Here is a 17181-nt window from a genome sequence, read left to right as displayed (position 1 = left end):
CTCAAGGTCGCCAACGGGCTGGAGGCGGGGGCCGAGCAGGGCCCGCTCATCGACATGGCGGCGGTCGAGAAGGTCGAGGAGCACATCGCCGACGCGCTCTCCAAGGGGGCGCGGGTCCTGGTCGGCGGCCGCCGTCACGCCCTCGGCGGCTCGTTCTTCGAGCCGACCGTCATGGCCGACGTGACGCCCAAGATGGCGGTGGCCCGCGAGGAAACCTTCGGGCCGGTGGCGCCGCTGTTCCGCTTCCGCACCGAAGACGAGGCCGTGCGCCTTGCCAACGCCACCGAGTTCGGCCTGGCCGCCTATTTCTACAGCCGCGACGTCGGCCGCGTGTGGCGGGTGGCCGAAGCCCTGGAATACGGCCTGGTCGGCATCAACACCGGCCTGATGTCGACGGCCGAGGCGCCGTTCGGCGGCGTCAAGGAATCCGGCGTCGGCCGCGAGGGCTCCAAATACGGCCTCGACGACTTCCTCGAGATCAAGTACCTGTGCATGGGCGGAATCGAGCGGGCCTGACGGGCGGGGGAGTTCATCCATGCCGAAGTTCGACTTCGATCTGATCACGCTCGGCGCCGGTTCGGGCGGCGTCAGGGCCAGCCGGTTGGCCGGCAGTCTCGGCGCCCGCGTCGCCGTCGTCGAGAAGGCGCGCGTCGGCGGCACCTGCGTGATGCGCGGCTGCATACCCAAGAAGCTTCTGGTCTACGGCGCCCACTTCGCCGAGGACTTCGAGGACGCGCGCGGTTACGGCTGGACCCTCGGGCCCACCACCTTCGACTGGTCGTCGCTCATTTCCGCCAAGAACCACGAGCTCGAGCGGCTGGAGGGCATCTACCGGCGCATCCTGCGCGACAGCAAGGTGGAACTCGTCGAGGGCAAGGGCGTGCTGGCCGATGCCCATACCATCGAGGTCGACGGCAGGGCCCTGACCGCCGAGCGCATCCTCGTCGCCACCGGCAGCAAGCCGACGCTGCCGAAGATCCCGGGCATCGAGTACGCCATCACCTCCAACGAGGCCCTCGACCTCATGCAAATGCCCCGCCGCGTCGTCATCGTCGGCGGCGGCTACATCGCCGTCGAGTTCGCCGGCATCTTCGCCGCGCTGGGCGTCGAGGTGACCATCGTCATTCGTGCCGCCAACCTGCTGCGCGGCTTCGACGAGGACATCTGCCAGTCGCTGGCCAAGGCGATGGAGGCCAAGGGCATCACGATCTGCCGCGAAACCGTGGTGCGCTCCATCGAGAAGGCCCCCGGCGGCTATTCGCTGGTGCTTTCGGGGCGGGAGGTGATGGAAACCGATCTCGTCATGTACGCCACCGGCCGCCATCCCAACACGTCCGGCCTCGGACTGGAGGATGCCGGCGTCAAGCTGAACGACCGCAAGGCCGTCGCCGTGGACGAGTGGAGCCGCAGCTCGGTTCCCGGCATCTTCGCGATCGGCGACTGCACCGACCGCATGAACCTGACGCCGGTCGCCATCGCCGAGGCGCACGCCTTCGTCGAAACCGAGTTCAAGGCCCATCCGGTGCGCATGAGCTACGAAAACGTTCCGTCGGCGGTGTTCAGCCAGCCGCCCATCGGCACCGTCGGCCTGAACGAGGCGGAGGCCCGGGCGCGGGGGGACGTCGACGTCTACATCTCGCGCTTCAAGCCGCTGAAGCACACGCTGACCGGGCGCGACGAAGGCACCATGATGAAGCTGGTGGTGGACCGTGCCAGCGACCGCGTGCTGGGCTGCCACATGGTCGGTCCCGACGCTCCCGAAATCATCCAGGGGCTGGCCGTCGCCTTGAAGTGCGGGGCGACCAAGGGGCAGTTCGACGCCACCGTCGGCATCCACCCCACGGCGGCCGAGGAATTCGTCACCATGCGCACCAAGCGCCCGGAGACCGACGCCTGAGCGAACCGTCGGGGGGAAGCGCGATTTTTTGGCACAGCCCCCTGGAAAATTCCTATATACCGGCGTATAGCCTCAGGTCCTTTCTTAAAAACCCTTGCGATGCCGAGTTCAGGAATGGCCGAGAAGTGGACCCCGTCGAGCTGGCGGCAAAAGCCCGTCAAGCAGGTTCCGGTGTATCCCCGCCCCGAGGCGGTGGCCGAGGTGGAGGCGCGCCTGCAGCGCTATCCGCCACTGGTCTTCGCCGGCGAGGCCCGACGGCTGAAGGCGGTGCTGGCCGACGTCGCCAACGGCCACGGTTTCCTGCTGCAGGGCGGTGACTGCGCCGAGAGCTTTGCCGAATTCCATCCCAACAATATCCGCGACCTGTTCCGCGTGCTGCTGCAGATGTCGGTGGTGCTGACCTATGGGGCGGCCTGCCCGGTGGTCAAGGTCGGCCGCCTGGCCGGGCAGTTCGCCAAGCCGCGCTCGGCCGACAACGAAACCATCGACGGCGTGACGCTGCCGGCCTATCGCGGCGACTCGGTCAACGCCATGGAGTTCACGCCCGAGGCCCGCGCCGCCGACCCCGAGCGGCTGGCCCAATCGTACTTCCAGTCGGCGGCCACGCTGAACCTGCTTCGGGCTTTCGCCCAGGGCGGTTACGCCGATCTCCACAAGGTGCACCAATGGAACCTGGGCTTCGTCGCCGACAGTCCGGCCGGCGCCCGCTACCAGGACATGGCCAACCGTCTGGACGAGACGCTGGCCTTCATGGCCGCCTGCGGATTGACCAGCGAGACGACGCCGCAGATCCGCGAAACCGATTTCTTCACCTCGCACGAGGCGCTGCTGCTCAACTACGAGCAGGCGATGACCCGCGTCGATTCCACCACCGGCGACTGGTACGACACCTCGGCCCACATGCTGTGGGTCGGCGAGCGGACCCGCGACGCCGACGGCGCCCATGTCGAATTCCTGCGCGGCGTCGGCAATCCGCTGGGCGCCAAGATCGGGCCGAACGCCACGCCCGACGACCTGTTGCGCCTGTGCGACCGGCTGAACCCCGCCAACGAGCCGGGGCGGTTGACCATCATCACGCGCTTCGGCGCCGATGCCGTGGAGCGCCTGCTGCCGCCCTTGGTGCGCGCCGTCAAGCGGGCCGGACGGGTGGTGGTGTGGGCGTGCGATCCCATGCACGGCAATACCGTGAAAAGCACGACCGGCTTCAAGACCCGGCATTTCGACCGCATCCTGGCCGAGGTCCTGGGCTTCTTCGCGGTGCACAAGGCCGAGGGAACCCATGCCGGCGGTGTCCATTTCGAACTGACCGGACAGGACGTCACCGAATGCGTCGGCGGCGCCCAGGCGATCACCGACGAGCTTCTCGGCAGCCGCTACCACACCCATTGCGATCCGCGCCTCAACGCCAAGCAAGCCCTGGAACTGGCCTTCCTGCTCGCCGAGATGCTGAAGGAAGAGCGGAGCAAGCAGCGCCATCGGGCCGTTGCCGGTTCCTGAGGGCTGGGGAGCTAACGGCCATGTACGACAAACCGCTTGCCGCGGTCAGCGGTCCCAGCGCCGACGAAATCTCGCGCTGGACCGATCGCTACTTCCTGAAGACCAAGGCCACCATCGGCCGTTTCGGCGACAAGACGGTGACCTATGCCATCTTCATGCGCCGTCCCATCATCTTCACGCCGCGTCCGATGGTCGAATGGCTGAAACGCATGGCCCGCGAGCGTGGGGTCGAGTTCCAGATCGAGCTCAACTATCAGGAAGGCGACTGGGTGGGGGCCGGCGAGCCGCTGGTCTACTTGACCGGTTCGTTCTACCACTTGGTCGACCTCGAGACGCTCTATCTGCAAAAGCTGGGAGCCTGCTGCGTCGCCGCCTACAACGCCTACACCATGTCGTGCGACCTGCCGAAGAGCGCCTTCATCGCCATGGATGCCCGCCACTGCGCCGGCATCGAGATGGAGGAACTGATGGCCTACGCCGCGGCGGTCGGTTCCGAGGCGGCCAAGCGCGACAAGGGGGCGGTCGGCTTCATCGGCACGTCGAATGATGCCACGGCACCCTATTTCGGCCTCAAGCAGGGCCTGGGCACCATGCCGCACGGGCTGATCGGCTATGCCGGTTCGACGCTGCGCGCCGCCGAGATGTTCGTCGAGATGTTCCCCGACGAGAACCTGGTGATCCTGTCGGACTTCTTCGGCCGCGAGATCACCGACGCCCTGGAAGTCTGCCGGCGCTTCCCCGACCGGGCGGCGGAGGGGCGCGTCTCGGTGCGCCTCGACACCCACGGCGGGCGTTTCCTGGAAGGGCTGGGGCCGCAGCGTTCTTATGCGGTGCTCGAAAAATACGCGCCGATGGCCTTCCGGCTCTATCGCAACGAGACCGAGCTGCGCTACCTCACCGGCACCGGCGTTTCGGCCGCCGCCGTGTATCATGTGCGCGAAGCCCTCAATCAGGCCGGCTTCGGGAAGGTCAAGATCGTCTGCTCGTCGGGGTTCAACGTCGAGAAGTGCCGGGTCATGGCCTATGCCGAGGCGCCCATCGACGTCATCGGCACCGGCTCCTACCTGCCCGACCGCTGGACCGAAACCTATGCCACCGCCGACATCGTCACCTACGACGGCGTGCCGCGGGTCAAGGTCGGCCGCGAATTCCTGCTGAAGAAGCGCGGCGTCGTCGACGCCGCCGACTGAGCTGCACGCGGCGGAGACCGCTCAGGCTCCCAGGCCCTTCATGATGGTGACGATCGAGGCGCAGGTCTCCGGGCCGAAGCGCCGGGTGAGGGCTTCGCGCGCCTTGGCGTTGCCGACCGTCGCCATGAGGTCGGAGAAAAGCGCGTCGATCATCCGCTCATAGGCAGGCCGGCCGAGTTTCCAGGTGCTGGCGATGCCGGGCTCGGCGTGCGGGGGGCTCAGGTGGTTGTTGATCACCGCCATGAACCAGGTCGCCCGCTTGTCGGGATTGGCGAAATGCACGGCCATGCCGATCAGCGAGTCGGCCAGCAGCCGCTGCGCCCCGGCGTCGGCGAGGAAGGGCTTCCAGCCGGCATCGCCGGCGGCCGCGGCGCCGATCCGATCGAAGATGTCCTTGGCTTTCTTGCGGTAGTCTTCGATGGCGTCGGCGCCGATCATCATGCTGACCGCCATGAAGAACCCGGGAAGGATGCGCCGCGAGAGCGCGGGCTTGGTCGGAATCGGATCGCGGCGGGGGAACAGGTGCTCGATGGGGGTGACGATCAGGCGGTCGAACGGGCTGTGGCGGCGTTCCGGCCGCTTGCCCAGGGCGTGGGCGCGCAGGTAATTCTGGAACGATTGTTCGAGCAACTCCTGCAGGGCCGCCGTCTTTTGCTCGAATTCCAGATCCAGCGCCTCGATGTCCGTCAGCGTCAGGGTGCCGCCCTTGCGCTGCGCCTCGGCCTTCATCCGCTCCAGGAACGATCCCACCATCGTCTCGGCGATGGCCCGGCCCCGCTCCGGCGACAGTGACGAGGGCGCGGGCCGCCGCGGCGCCGCAGGGCGCGGCACCACAGGGCTTGGCGCCGCGGCGGGCGGCGCCGGTGGCGCGGGCGGCGGGGCGGGGCGACGAGGCGGCTGGGCCGGAGCCTTGGCCTTGAGGGGTGCCGGCTGCGAGCGCGGCGAGCGGGGGGCGAGAAGGGGCTCGATCGTGCGTCCGAGCGCGGCCGGCTCACGAACGTCGGAACCACTGCGGGGACGTGGGGTGGACGTGCCGGTCCCAACCCCCTTGTCGACCCTTCCGGGCTTCTCGGTCATCGTGTGTCCTGCGCCTGCCTTCTTTCATGCGTCCCGGCCCCCTCCGACATCGCCGGGACGTTGTATTCCGTGTCTTATATCAACCCTTTATACAAGAAATTCCAGATGCCCGGCTGCGTTTTTCCTCACGGTCCGAAAATTCCCCTGTCCGCCGGGCCGCCGGACGGCCTTTCCTCATGGCGGCGTTGACAGTCCCCGGGCCGCCGCCTAGGTTGCCAGCCGGAATCAGGCCCGCAACGGAAGTCCCGCGCTGCCATGAACCAGAACCTCGTCATCGCTTTGGCCCAGGTCAACCCGACCGTCGGCGACATCGACGGCAACCTTGCCCGCGCCCGTGCGGTGCGTGCCGAGGCGGCCGCCGCCGGGGCCGATCTGGTGGTCGGCGGCGAACTGCTGGTGGCCGGCTATCCGCCCGAGGACCTGGTGCTCAAGCCCGCCTTCATCGACCGCGTCGAGGCGGCCGTCGAAGCCTTCGCCCGGGAAACCGCCGACGGCGGCCCGGCCTTCCTGCTGGGGGCGCCATGGCAGATGCGCGGCCGGCTGTTCAATGCGGCGCTGCTGCTGGACGGCGGACGGATCGCCGCGGTGACGCGCAAGTACGACCTGCCCAACTACGGCGTGTTCGACGAAAAGCGGGTGTTTGCCGCTGGGCCGCTGCCCGAGCCGATTCCCTTCCGGGACGCCCGCTTGGGCGTGCTGATCTGCGAGGACATGTGGACGGCCGCCGCCACCGCGGCGCTGGCCGAGCGCGGGGCCGACCTGCTGCTGGTGCTCAACGGCTCGCCCTTTGAATTCGACAAGCCCGACGTCCGGCTCGACCTGGCCCGCGCCAGGGCCGCCGAAAGCGGCCGGCCGCTCGCCTACGTCAACCTGGTCGGCGGCCAGGACGAACTGGTCTTCGACGGCGACTCCTTCGTCATCGACGCCTCCGGCGCGGTGATGGCCCGCCTGGAGTCGTGGGACGAACGGATGGCGGTGACCCGCTGGCGGGCCCGCGACGGCGTGTGGGTGTGCGAGCCGGCGGCGGTGGCGGCGCGTCCGGTCGGCGAGGAGGCGATCTTCGCGGCGCTGGTGACGGGCCTGCGCGACTACGTCGACAAGAACGGCTTTCCCGGCATCGTGCTGGGGATGTCGGGCGGCATCGACAGCGCGCTCAGCGCGGCGGTCGCGGTCGACGCCCTGGGCGCCGATCGGGTGCGCCTGGTGGCCATGCCGTCGCCCTATACCTCGCGGGCCAGCGTCGAGGACGCCGCCGAGACCGCCCGCCTGCTGGGGGCCAAGCTGGAGAGCGTGTCCATCGAGCCGGCCATGCAGGCCTTCGGCCACATGCTGGCGGGGCTGTTCGCCGGCCGCCCGGCCGACGAGACCGAAGAGAACATCCAGGCCCGCGCCCGCGCCGTCACCCTGATGGCGCTGTCCAACAAGTTCGGCCACATGCTGCTGACCACCGGCAACAAGTCCGAGATGTCGGTCGGCTACGCCACGCTGTATGGGGACATGTGCGGCGGCTATTCGGTGCTCAAGGACGTCTACAAGACCACCGTTTTCGCCCTGGCCCGCTGGCGCAACCGGGAACGGCCGGCCGGCGCCCTGGGGCCGGGCGGGCGGGTCATCCCCGAACGGGTCATCACCAAGCCGCCATCGGCCGAGCTCAAGCCCAACCAGACCGACCAGGACACCCTGCCGCCCTACGACGAACTGGACGCCATCCTGCGCGGCCTGGTCGAGGACGAGCGCTCGATCGCCGAGATGACCGCCGGCGGCTTCGACGAGACTACCGTGCGACGCGTCTGGCGCATGCTGCACCGCGCCGAATACAAGCGCCGCCAAGCGCCGCCGGGGGTCAAGATCACCCATCGGGCCTTCGGGCGCGACCGCCGCTATCCGCTCACCAACCGCTTCACGGATCTGGCATGAGCCCCGTCGTCCGCTTCGCCGCCATACCGTCGCGCCCGCCCCACGTGGGCGACGCCCGCGTGGCGCTGGTCAACGGGCTGTTCGCCAAGGCTCGCGGCGGCACCTTCCTGGTGCGCCTGGACGAGGCGGCGGCCGAGGAGGCGACGGCCGAGGCCGCCATCGCCATCGAGCGCGATCTCCTGTGGATGGGCCTGGAATGGGGCGCCTTCGCCCGCCAGTCCGAACGCACCCATCTTTACCGCGATGCCGTCGCGCAGCTGTTGGCGGCGGGCCGCGTCTATGCGACCGAGGACGGGGCCGCCGAGCCCGGCTGGCGGTTCCGCCTGGCCGCCGGCGAGATGGCGTGGGACGACCTGGTGCAGGGCCGCCAGGCGGTCGAGGCTTCCGGCCTCAGCGATCCGCTGGTCATGCGTCCGGACGGCACCTGCCTGCAATTGCTGGCTTCGGTGGTGGACGACATCGACCTCGGCGTCACCGACGTCATCCGCGGCGCCGACCACATCGCCAAGGCCGCCGTCCAGATCCAGTTGTTCGAGGCCCTGGGAACGGCCCCGCCCGCCTTCGGCCACCTGCCGATGCTGACCGACGGCACCGGCAAGCCGCTGGGCAAGCGCCTGGCCCCCTTGACCGTCGAATCGATTCGCGACGCCGGCATCGAGGCGATGGCGCTGAATTCGCTGCTGGCGGGGTTGGGGCGTGGCCAGATCATCGAGCCTTCCCTCTCCCTTTCGGACCTGGCGGCCGACCTCGACCTCGCTTCGTTCGGGCGGTTCCCGCCGGCTTTCGACCTCGATGCCCTGCGCCAGCTCAATGCCCGGCTGATCGGCCAGCGGCCCCCTGCCACCACGAGGATTCCGTGACGCTTCATCTCTACAACACGCTGACCCGCGCCAAGGAGGCGTTCGTCTCGCTTAAGCCCGATGCGGTCGGCCTCTATGTCTGCGGCCCCACCGTCTATGATTTCGCCCATATCGGCAACGCCCGGCCGGTGGTCGTCTTCGACGTGCTCTACCGGCTGCTGAAGCGCCTCTATGGCAACGTCACCTACGTGCGCAACATCACCGACGTCGACGACAAGATCATCGCCGCCTCGCAGAAATCGGGCGAGCCGATCGACGTCATCACGGCACGCACCGCCGACGCCTTCCACGAGGACATGGGCGCCCTGGGTGCGCTGCCGCCGACCATCGAACCCCGGGCCACCGACCACATCGGGCAGATGATCGTCTTGATCGAAGCGCTGATTGCCAAGGGTCACGCCTACGCGCCCGGCGACGGCCACGTCCTTTTCGACGTGCCCAGCATGCCCGAGTACGGGCAGCTGTCGCGCCTCGACCGCCGCGAGGTCATCGAGGGGGCGCGGGTCGAGGTGGCCGGCAACAAGAAGGACCCGGCCGACTTCGTGCTGTGGAAGCCCTCGACCGACGCCCAGCCCGGCTGGCCGTCCCCGTGGGGCCGCGGCCGGCCCGGCTGGCACATCGAATGCTCGGCCATGAGCGGCCAGTACCTGGGCCAGACCTTCGACATCCACGGCGGCGGCCAGGATCTCATCTTCCCCCACCACGAGAACGAGATCGCGCAAAGCCGCTGCGCCCACGACACCCCGATGATGGCCCGCGTGTGGATGCACAACGGCTACCTGATGGTCGAGGGCGAGAAGATGTCGAAGTCGCTCGGCAACTTTTTCACCGTACGCCAGCTGCTGGCCGACCACCCCGGCGAGGCCCTGCGCCTGACCCTGCTGCAAACCCACTACCGCCAGCCCCTCAACTGGACGGCCGATGGGGTCAGGCAGGCCAAGGAGACGCTGGACCGCTGCTATACCGCGCTGCGCGCCGTCGCCGACATCGAGGCGGCGCCCGCCGAGCCGCCGCCGGCGGTGCTGGGCGCGCTCGCCGACGATCTCAACACGCCGCTGGCCCTTTCGCACCTGCACGAGGCGGTGGGGGCGCTCAACAAGGCGGCCGGCGCCGACGAAAAGGCTGCCCTCAAGGGCCGCCTGCTGGCCGGGGGCGACGTCCTCGGCCTGCTGCGCCAGGACCCCGAGGCGTGGTTCAAGTGGCGGCCGGCGACCTCCGTCTCGCCGGACGACTCCGCCATCGAGCGCCTGATCGTCGAGCGAAAGGAGGCGCGCAAGGCCAAGAACTTTGCTCGCGCCGACCAGATCCGCGACGACCTGAAGGCCCACGGCATCCTGCTGGAGGATGGCGCCGGCGGCACCACCTGGCGGCGAGGCTGAACCGGCCGGTTTTCCCTCTCCGCCCGATTGGGGGCAGAGGGAGGGTGAGGTGGGCCTGGCCGCCGCTGGAATCCCCCACCTCACCTTGATCCTCTCCGCCCCCGGGGGCGGAGAGGAGACTTCGGCTACCGGGCATCCTCCACCGGCAGGTCGACCATCTGGCGGTGGCCCAAGGCCTTGAGCAGCCGCTTTCCCTTGCGCGGATAATCCACGACGTCGCCGGGAAGCCTCTGGCCGGCCATCAGATAGACCAGGTCCCCGGGGCCCTCGTTGCGCATGGCGTGGGCCGGGCCGCCGGCCGGAAAGCCCAGGAAATCGCCAGGGCCGACGGCGGTTTCCCGGCCGTCGATCTCGGCGACGCCGTGGCCGGCCAGAACGTAGAGGAACTCCTCCTCGGCCTGGTGGAAATGGTATTCGGTGGTCGTCCGGCCCGGCTCGATCCTGACCAGATGAACGCCCAAGTTGCGAAGTCCGGCGGATTCGCTCAGCGTGCGGGTGTGACGGACCGCATTGGCGTCGAGCGGATGGACGAAGGATACTTCGGCCAGGTCGGCGATGGCGGCGGCCGGCAGGTGATGGCGCGTGGACATGCGAAACCCCTTTGCGGTTTTGCTTCGTCGGCACGGTAGACCAAATCGGCAGGGCCGCCAACCGGGGGCCGAGGGACGCCTGCCTTGCGTGCGAGGGCGAGATGGTGCACGATTTCGCCGGGGAGATGGACGATGGTTTTCGATACCACCTTCAGGAAGCTGAGCCTGGTCGAGCGGCAGGCCCTTCTTGATTTGGGCATCCCCGTGCACGCCAAGGCCGGCGACGTCATTATCCACCAGGGTACCCGACTGAACGGCATCTATGTCGTGCTCAAGGGCGAGGTTCGCGTCGAGCACGGCATCCAGGTCGTGCGCCAGACGGTGGTCAAGCGGCCGAACGGTACCGACGCCGTCAGGGAAATGCCTGGCCGCCTGTCGGTCGAAGTGACCCGGCTTGGCCGCGGCGCCATCTTCGGGGAAATGTCCTTCGTCGACGACGAGCCGACCAGCGCCACGGTGACCGCGGCCACCGAGGTGGAGGCGGTGTTCATCGAAGGCGGCAAGGTGCACGACCTGCTGGACGCCGATCCATCTCTCGCCGTCCGCTTTTACCATTCGCTGGCCATCGTGCTGTCCGGCCGCCTGCGCGAGGCCAACAAGCAGGCCCGCGGCGTCCGGCCGCGCGGCCCGGCCGTGCGCCCTGACGACGAGCCGACGCCCTCCGGTTCCGCCGATCCCGCCTAGCGGCCCGACCTCCACCGTCGTTCGTCACCTTCTGCATCGGTCATCAGCGGATCATCCATGCCGTCGAATTCCCGTCGCGGGGCGACGGCCGGTCCCTTGCACTGGCGATCGCCATCCCAACTGCCATATTTCACCATGCAGCGGCCGTTCGCGGGCGCGAACGGTTTTTGGGGAGGACAGCTTTTGCGGAAATCCCATGGGGCATGACCGGGAACTGACCGTTTTTGATGACGGCCACTTCCGCATTTGCCACTGCGCCGATGTCGACGTTCCCGGCTACTTGATCGTGGCCGCCGAGGGCGAGCCGGGGGCATGGGGCGACTTGACCGGCGCGCAGCGATCCCGCTTGGGAGATGTGCTGGCGCTTGCCGCCGAAGCGGTGAGGGCGGTCGCCGGTCCGGAACGGGTGTATGTTTGCGCCTTTGGGGAGGAAACACCGTCGCTTCATTTTCATCTGTTTCCTCGATACGCGTGGATGGGCATGCTGTTTCAACAGCGCACCGGGGCGTCCAGCATCGACGGTCCGGCCCTGCTGTCCCTGATGCGTCGCGAACGGTCCTGTGCCCCCCGCGCCTGGAGCGACCCCGACGGCATTCGGGGGGTGGTGCGGGCGCTGCGCCGGTGGTTGAGGGAACACGCAGAACAACGTTTTGAGAGGGAAGGAGACGGTCGTTGAGAGATCTTCTTGAACGGTTGCGGGCGAAGTTTCGCTGGCGAAATGCGTCGGGCGAGGCGGACCTGGGCGGCCAGCCCGAGCGCCGGGTGCCGTGGAAGACCATCGTCGGCGTCCTGGTCCTGTTCCTCCTGCTCTACTATCCGGTCGGCATGATGCTGGCCCACCAGGTCAACGACGATGTCGACTATCAGATCCCGGCCGAGTACCAGGTCGAGGGGGGCAGCCGCGCCGTGTCGATGGCCGCCGCCCTGATCGACCGCGAGGCGACGAAGACCAAATGGGTGGCCAACTCGCCGATCATCTTCCCGTCCTCGCTGCTCGACAACATGCCCAACTTCCAGATGGGCCTGATGTATGCCATGTCGCGCTTTGCCATCTCGATGACCGATGTGCTCGGGCGCACACGGGGTTCCAGTCAGGCCGACCCCGACCTCGACAGGGCGGTTGGGCTGCTGAAGTACGACGGCACGATCTGGATCTGGGAGCCTCGGACTTCGCTTATGCCGACGGCCAGTGCCGAGCGCCAGTACGTGGCCGGCGAGAAGGCGCTGGTCGCCTTCAACAAGCGACTGGCCGATGGCAAGGCCATTTTCGACCGAAGGGCCGACAATTTGATAACCTTCATTTGGCAGATCGAGCCGGACCTCGGCAACCTGTCGGGGGCGCTTGATGCCCGCGCCATGGAGTCCAACGCCGGCTGGTTCGATTTCAGGGCCGACGACGTCTTCTACGCCACCAAGGGACGGCTCTATGGCTACTACATGCTGCTTCGCGAACTCGGCGTCGACTTCGAAGGCGTTCTGAAAGAAAGAAACGTCACCAACGCCTGGCCCCAGATGCTGAAAAGCCTGTACACCGCCGCCGCCATGGATCCGCTGATCGTCGCCAATGGCGCCAGCGACGGCTTTCTCGTCCCCAGCCATTTAGCTGCGCAGGGGTTCTACCTGTTGCGCGTACGCACCCAACTTCGGGAAGTCGCCGACATTCTGCAGAAGTAACCGCGCAATCCGTCTCCCTGGCCGATCGCACGGAGGGCGTGGGCCACCGGGGACGACGTCGGTCAGTTTATCTAGGCTCGCCGGCGATCCTCGGCCCGGCGGTCCGGGTTGCCCCACGGGCAACGAACCGCGGCCACATTGTCGTTGGCGCCGACCCGGCGGTCCGGGTCGGGCCGGAAACCCAGCCCCGAGCGCCGGTCGATCCCCGAGCGGCGGTCGCCGCCCGATCGGCGATCCTGGCCGGACCGCCGGTCAATGCCGTTCCATACCGTTGCGGCATGGGCTTGCGTTATCGTCATAATCTTCCCCCTTTGCCCCATTTTCCACGGAGCCGAAAGGCCTTCCCCCAATCGCCTCGTTATATGGGCAACCTATGGCTGGTTGTAAATGCCTCAGATCCGAGTCCTTTTTCCATAGGAACAGTTTCCAGGGTTCGGGTGGTGCGCCGGCCGGCCGGAGCGTCAATCCCTGGTATCGACCCCAGGAAGAGAGGGATGCCCGCGGGGATTCTGCAGCCTTTTTCCGTTGGCGGACAGGGAGGCAAGGTGCAACGACAGGTTGGGGTCGTCCAGACCTGGATGCCGCCGGCCCGTCGAAACCCGCGAAACGGCTTGACGGGCGCGCCCGGCGGCGCCATCTCGGTGCCATCGGCCCATCGAAGGGGGCGGAAAACCTTGTGTCCGCCCATCGTTTTCGGCATTCTCCGGCATTCTCCATGCCGATGATCGAGAAAGACATCCGTCCATGACCGACAAGCGCGTCTATCTGTACGACTGCACGCTGCGCGACGGCGCCCAGACCCTGGGCGTGGATTTCACCACGCTGGACAAGCAGGTGGTGGCGCGCGAGCTGGACCGCATCGGCATCGATTACATCGAGGGCGGCTGGCCGGGCGCCAACCCCACCGACGACGATTTCTTCGCCCATCCGCCCAAGCTGGAGCGCAGCCGGCTGACCGCTTTCGGCATGACCCGCCGGGCCGGCCGCAGCGCCGAGAACGACCCCGGCCTGGTGGCCGTCCTCGGCGCCGGGGCCAAGGCCGCCTGCCTGGTCGGCAAGACCTGGGACTTCCAGGTCGAGGTGGCGCTGGGCGTCGAGTTGGACGAAAACGTGCGGATGATCGGAGACAGCATCGCCGCCGCCGGCCGGCGGGTCGAGGAGGTGCTGTTCGACGCCGAGCATTTCTTCGACGGCTTCAAGGCCAACCGCGACTACGCCCTTTCCTGCGTCACCGCCGCGTACGAGGCCGGTGCCCGCTGGGTGGTGCTGTGCGACACCAACGGCGGCACGCTGCCCCACGAGGTCGAAGAGATTGTTGCCGAGGTGGCGAAATGCATTCCCGGCGACAAGCTGGGCATCCACTGCCACGACGACACCGGCAACGCGGTGGCCTGCAGCCTGGCCGCCGTCAAGGCCGGGGCGCGGCAGATCCAGGGCGCCCTGAATGGCTTGGGCGAGCGCTGCGGCAACGCCAACCTGGTGACGTTGATCCCCTCGCTCATGCTCAAGATGGGCTACGAGACGGGGCTCACGCATGGCGACCTCGCCAGGCTGACCCACCTGTCCCGCATGTTCGACGAAAACCTCAACCGGGCGCCCAACCGCAGCGCTCCCTATGTCGGCGAGACGGCTTTCGCGCACAAGGGCGGCCTGCACGCCTCGGCCGTCGAGAAGGATCCGCGCTGCTACGAGCACGTGGCGCCCGAACTGGTCGGCAACCGGCGCACCATCGTGGTCTCGGACCAGGCCGGGCGCTCCAGCATCCTGGCCCGCCTGCGCGAAATCGGCATCGACGTCGCGGTCAGCGATTCCAAGCTCGACGACCTGCTGGGCACGGTGAAGGCCCGTGCGGTCGACGGCTATGCCTACGACGGCGCCGAGGCCAGCTTCGAGCTCTTGGCCCGGCGCGTGCTGGGCGAGGTGCCGGAATACTTCCGCCTGACCAGCTTCCGGGTCATCGACGAGCGGCGCTGGAACGCGCGCGGCGAACTGGTGACGCTTTCGGAAGCGACGGTGAAGCTTGAAATGGACGGCCAGGCCTTCATGGCGGTGGCCGAGGGCAACGGCCCGGTCAACGCGCTGGACGCCGGCCTGCGCAAGGTGCTGATCCCCCTCTATCCCCAGCTTTCCGACCTTAAGCTGGTCGACTACAAGGTGCGCATCCTCACCCCCAACGACGGCACCCGCGCGGTGACGCGCGTCATGATCGAATCCGCCGACGGCCACGGCGAGGCGTGGTCGACGGTGGGGGTTTCCACCAACGTCATCGACGCGTCCTACAACGCGCTCAACGACAGCATCGTCTACAAGCTGTTCCGCGACGGGGCGACGCCGCCGGCCGGCTGAGCGGGGCGGGGAAGGACCGGGAAAGGAACAGGTTGTGGCCGGCACCAATTCCAAGCGCGCCCGCGAGGCGGGCGTCGACGGCGAGGCGACGGACGCGCCCGCCATCGTTCTCGTGCAGCCGCAGCTGGGCGAAAACATCGGCATGGCGGCGCGCGCCATGCTGAACTGCGGACTTACCGACCTGCGCCTGGTGGCGCCGCGCGACGGCTGGCCCAACGAATCGGCCATCAACGCGGCCTCGGGGGCGACCGTCGTGCTCGAACGGGCGCGCCTTTTTGCCAGTTCCGCCGAGGCGGTGGCCGATTTGCGCCTCGTCTACGCCTCCACCGCCCGCGAGCGCGGCATGACCAAGCCGGTGGTGACGCCGAGAAGGGCCGCCCACGAGATGCGCCAGGCGGCGGCCAGCGGCATCCGCTGCGGCATCCTGTTCGGCCCCGAGGCCAAGGGGCTGCATAACGACGATGTGGCCCTCTCGGACGCCATCCTGCAGGCACCGCTCAACCCCGGCTTCTCGTCGCTGAATTTGGCCCAGGCGGTGCTGCTTTTCGGCTACGAGTGGTTCCAGCTGGGCGTCGATGCGCCGGAGCGCCAGATCGTCCGCCCCACGAGGCGCGTGCCGGCCACCAAGGACGAGCTGCTCCATCTCTTCGAGCACCTGGAGCGTGAACTGGTGGCCTGCGGCTTCCTGCATTCCGAGGAGAAGCGCCCGGGGATGGTGCGCAACCTGCGCAACATGTTCCAAAGGGCCGAGCTGACCGACCAGGAGGTGCGCACCTTAAGGGGCGCCATCGTCGGCCTGGTCGAAGGCAAGGGGCGGCGCAAGGAAAAGGCATAGCCGTTTTAGGCCGTCATTGCCCGGCGAAGCCCGGGCAATCCAGTCTCGGCCCTGGATGCTCCGGACTTCGCCGTGGCATGACGGCAAAAGAGCGCTGCGAATTACACCCGTTCGGACAGCCAGATGGCCAGCCGGGTGGCGGCGCGCACGGCGCCGGTGAGGGCGCCATAGGCCGGTGCCCGCTCGGCCCCGTGGTCGAGCCCGGCGTCGCGATGCTCCAGCTCCTCCTCGCGGAATTGCTCGCACACCTGCTTCAGTTCGGCATTGCCCGGGTGCTCGTCGCGCCGGGCCTCCAGTTCCGCGATCTGGCGGGCGTAATGGCCGTCGATGACCTCTTCGACCGCCACCGTGCAGGCCATCGCCGCCTCGCGGCCCATAAGCGCGGTGCCGGCGCCCAAGACGAAGCCGGCAACGTGCCAGAGCGGCAGCAGCAGGGTGGGGCGCGCCCGGTTCGCGACGACGAGCCGCTCGAAGGTGGCCCGGTGGTGGCGTTCCTGCTCGGCCATGTGGCGGATGGTGGGGGCGTCGGGCGAGGCGCCCAACACCGCCAGCTGCCCTTCATAGATGCGCACCGCCCCATACTCGCCGGCGTGGTCGACCCTGACCATGCGATCGATCATGCGGGAGCGGCCGGGGTCGCCCGGCAGGCGGGGCGGCCGGCGCGGCGGGACGGTCATCGCCGCGAGCCGCGCCCCGAGGCGGCGGCGAGCGCGGCGGCGCCGAGGGCGAGGAAGATGCCGACGTTATAGGTGGCCATGGAAAGACCGAAGAAGCGCCAGTCGACGATGTCGCAGGGCTTTTCCTGTTTGACCGCCAACTGGGCCTTGAGGTCGGCCAAGCTCATGGTGCCGATGGCGGCGTCGGGCTGGGCGGCGCAGAAGGCGGCGCCCCACCAGTGCTGCTCGACCCCGACATGATAGACGGCGACGGCAAATCCGCCCAAGAGGACGGCGCCGGAGAGTGCCAGCAGGGCGTCGCGCCGCGCCGGGCGGTCGCGCCAAAGGAAAGCCAGGAAGGCGACGACGCCGGCGGCGCCATAGGCGGCGCGCTGATAGGTGCAAAGCACGCAAGGCTCGTAGCCGAAGCCATACTGGGCGGTCAGCGCGAAGGCGAGGACGCCGAAGCAGGCAACGGCCAGCACGGCCGGGGCAAGGCGCGGCCAGTCGGCGCCGGGGGCTTGTCGGTCGATGGCTAACGGCATGTCGGTCATGCCCTCCCATATAGTGCCCGGGCCG

General features: G+C 68.3%; 17 protein-coding genes. 12 read left to right on the top strand and 5 right to left on the bottom strand.

The genetic code is table 11. The features are described 5' to 3' along the window. The 4 genes from ODR01_RS23895 to ODR01_RS23880 all read left to right on the top strand — a co-directional run. Window positions 1-516: aldehyde dehydrogenase family protein (locus tag ODR01_RS23895; protein ID WP_316980231.1), on the top strand; the 516-nt coding region annotated here is incomplete at its 5' end. A 19-nt stretch (window positions 517-535) separates the two neighbouring features. After that, a complete protein-coding gene (gor, locus tag ODR01_RS23890) occupies window positions 536-1897 on the top strand; it encodes a glutathione-disulfide reductase (protein WP_316980230.1) in 1362 nt (453 codons plus the stop codon). A gap of 114 nt (window positions 1898-2011) precedes the next feature. Beyond that, on the top strand, window positions 2012-3394 hold the full coding sequence (locus tag ODR01_RS23885) for a class II 3-deoxy-7-phosphoheptulonate synthase (RefSeq protein ID WP_316980229.1): 1383 nt from the start codon (window positions 2012-2014) through the stop codon (window positions 3392-3394). 20 nt (window positions 3395-3414) lie between these two features. Further along, a complete protein-coding gene (locus tag ODR01_RS23880) occupies window positions 3415-4584 on the top strand; it encodes a nicotinate phosphoribosyltransferase (protein ID WP_316980228.1) in 1170 nt (389 codons plus the stop codon). A gap of 21 nt (window positions 4585-4605) precedes the next feature. Here ODR01_RS23880 and ODR01_RS23875 read toward each other — a convergent pair whose 3' ends face one another. Further along, window positions 4606-5661: a hypothetical protein gene (locus ODR01_RS23875; protein ID WP_316980227.1), complete on the bottom strand. Its 1056-nt coding sequence runs from the start codon at window positions 5659-5661 to the stop codon at window positions 4606-4608. 255 nt (window positions 5662-5916) lie between these two features. Here ODR01_RS23875 and ODR01_RS23870 point away from each other — a divergent pair, with 255 nt between their 5' ends. Genes ODR01_RS23870 through cysS form a run of 3 tightly spaced genes read left to right on the top strand, consistent with a single transcriptional unit; the run spans window position 5917 to window position 9817 of the window. After that, window positions 5917-7578: an NAD+ synthase gene (locus ODR01_RS23870; RefSeq protein WP_316980226.1), complete on the top strand. Its 1662-nt coding sequence runs from the start codon at window positions 5917-5919 to the stop codon at window positions 7576-7578. After that, a complete protein-coding gene (locus tag ODR01_RS23865; RefSeq protein WP_316980225.1) occupies window positions 7575-8438 on the top strand; it encodes a glutamate--tRNA ligase family protein in 864 nt (287 codons plus the stop codon). The genes ODR01_RS23870 and ODR01_RS23865 overlap by 4 nt, the downstream gene beginning before the upstream one ends. Continuing rightward, on the top strand, window positions 8435-9817 hold the full coding sequence (gene cysS / locus ODR01_RS23860; protein ID WP_316980224.1) for a cysteine--tRNA ligase: 1383 nt from the start codon (window positions 8435-8437) through the stop codon (window positions 9815-9817). The genes ODR01_RS23865 and cysS overlap by 4 nt, the downstream gene beginning before the upstream one ends. Window positions 9818-9942: 125 nt before the next feature. Here the strand turns inward: cysS and ODR01_RS23855 are convergent, their stop codons facing one another. Beyond that, a complete protein-coding gene (locus ODR01_RS23855) occupies window positions 9943-10407 on the bottom strand; it encodes a cupin domain-containing protein (RefSeq protein WP_316980223.1) in 465 nt (154 codons plus the stop codon). A 132-nt stretch (window positions 10408-10539) separates the two neighbouring features. Here ODR01_RS23855 and ODR01_RS23850 point away from each other — a divergent pair, with 132 nt between their 5' ends. The 3 genes from ODR01_RS23850 to ODR01_RS23840 all read left to right on the top strand — a co-directional run bounded on the left by ODR01_RS23850 (window position 10540) and on the right by ODR01_RS23840 (window position 12765). Continuing rightward, window positions 10540-11091, top strand: coding sequence for a cyclic nucleotide-binding domain-containing protein (locus tag ODR01_RS23850; RefSeq protein WP_316980222.1), 552 nt, complete (start codon window positions 10540-10542; stop codon window positions 11089-11091). 196 nt (window positions 11092-11287) lie between these two features. Continuing rightward, window positions 11288-11767: an HIT family protein gene (locus ODR01_RS23845; protein WP_316980221.1), complete on the top strand. Its 480-nt coding sequence runs from the start codon at window positions 11288-11290 to the stop codon at window positions 11765-11767. Then, a complete protein-coding gene (locus ODR01_RS23840) occupies window positions 11764-12765 on the top strand; it encodes a DUF2333 family protein (protein ID WP_316980220.1) in 1002 nt (333 codons plus the stop codon). Before ODR01_RS23845 ends, ODR01_RS23840 begins: the two co-directional genes overlap by 4 nt. Window positions 12766-12836: 71 nt before the next feature. Here ODR01_RS23840 and ODR01_RS23835 read toward each other — a convergent pair whose 3' ends face one another. After that, window positions 12837-13064, bottom strand: coding sequence for a hypothetical protein (locus tag ODR01_RS23835; RefSeq protein WP_316980219.1), 228 nt, complete (start codon window positions 13062-13064; stop codon window positions 12837-12839). 445 nt (window positions 13065-13509) lie between these two features. Here ODR01_RS23835 and cimA point away from each other — a divergent pair, with 445 nt between their 5' ends. Together cimA and ODR01_RS23825 are read left to right on the top strand one after the other, a co-directional pair. Next, window positions 13510-15111, top strand: a complete 1602-nt coding sequence (gene cimA / locus ODR01_RS23830) for a citramalate synthase (RefSeq protein ID WP_316980218.1) — start codon at window positions 13510-13512, stop codon at window positions 15109-15111. A 34-nt stretch (window positions 15112-15145) separates the two neighbouring features. After that, on the top strand, window positions 15146-15946 hold the full coding sequence (locus ODR01_RS23825; RefSeq protein ID WP_316980217.1) for an RNA methyltransferase: 801 nt from the start codon (window positions 15146-15148) through the stop codon (window positions 15944-15946). A gap of 101 nt (window positions 15947-16047) precedes the next feature. On the opposite strand, the gene ODR01_RS23820 is transcribed toward ODR01_RS23825, so the two are convergent. Together ODR01_RS23820 and ODR01_RS23815 are read right to left on the bottom strand one after the other, a co-directional pair. Then, a complete protein-coding gene (locus tag ODR01_RS23820; RefSeq protein ID WP_316980216.1) occupies window positions 16048-16623 on the bottom strand; it encodes a demethoxyubiquinone hydroxylase family protein in 576 nt (191 codons plus the stop codon). After that, complete coding sequence (locus ODR01_RS23815; protein WP_316980215.1) at window positions 16620-17156, bottom strand: disulfide bond formation protein B; 537 nt, start codon at window positions 17154-17156, stop codon at window positions 16620-16622. The genes ODR01_RS23820 and ODR01_RS23815 overlap by 4 nt, the downstream gene beginning before the upstream one ends. Window positions 17157-17181: the final 25 nt, after the last annotated feature.

It is taken from the genome of Shumkonia mesophila (assembly GCF_026163695.1).
Lineage (GTDB): Bacteria > Pseudomonadota > Alphaproteobacteria > Rhodospirillales > Shumkoniaceae > Shumkonia > Shumkonia mesophila.
This window is presented reverse-complemented; position numbering and strand designations above follow the sequence as displayed.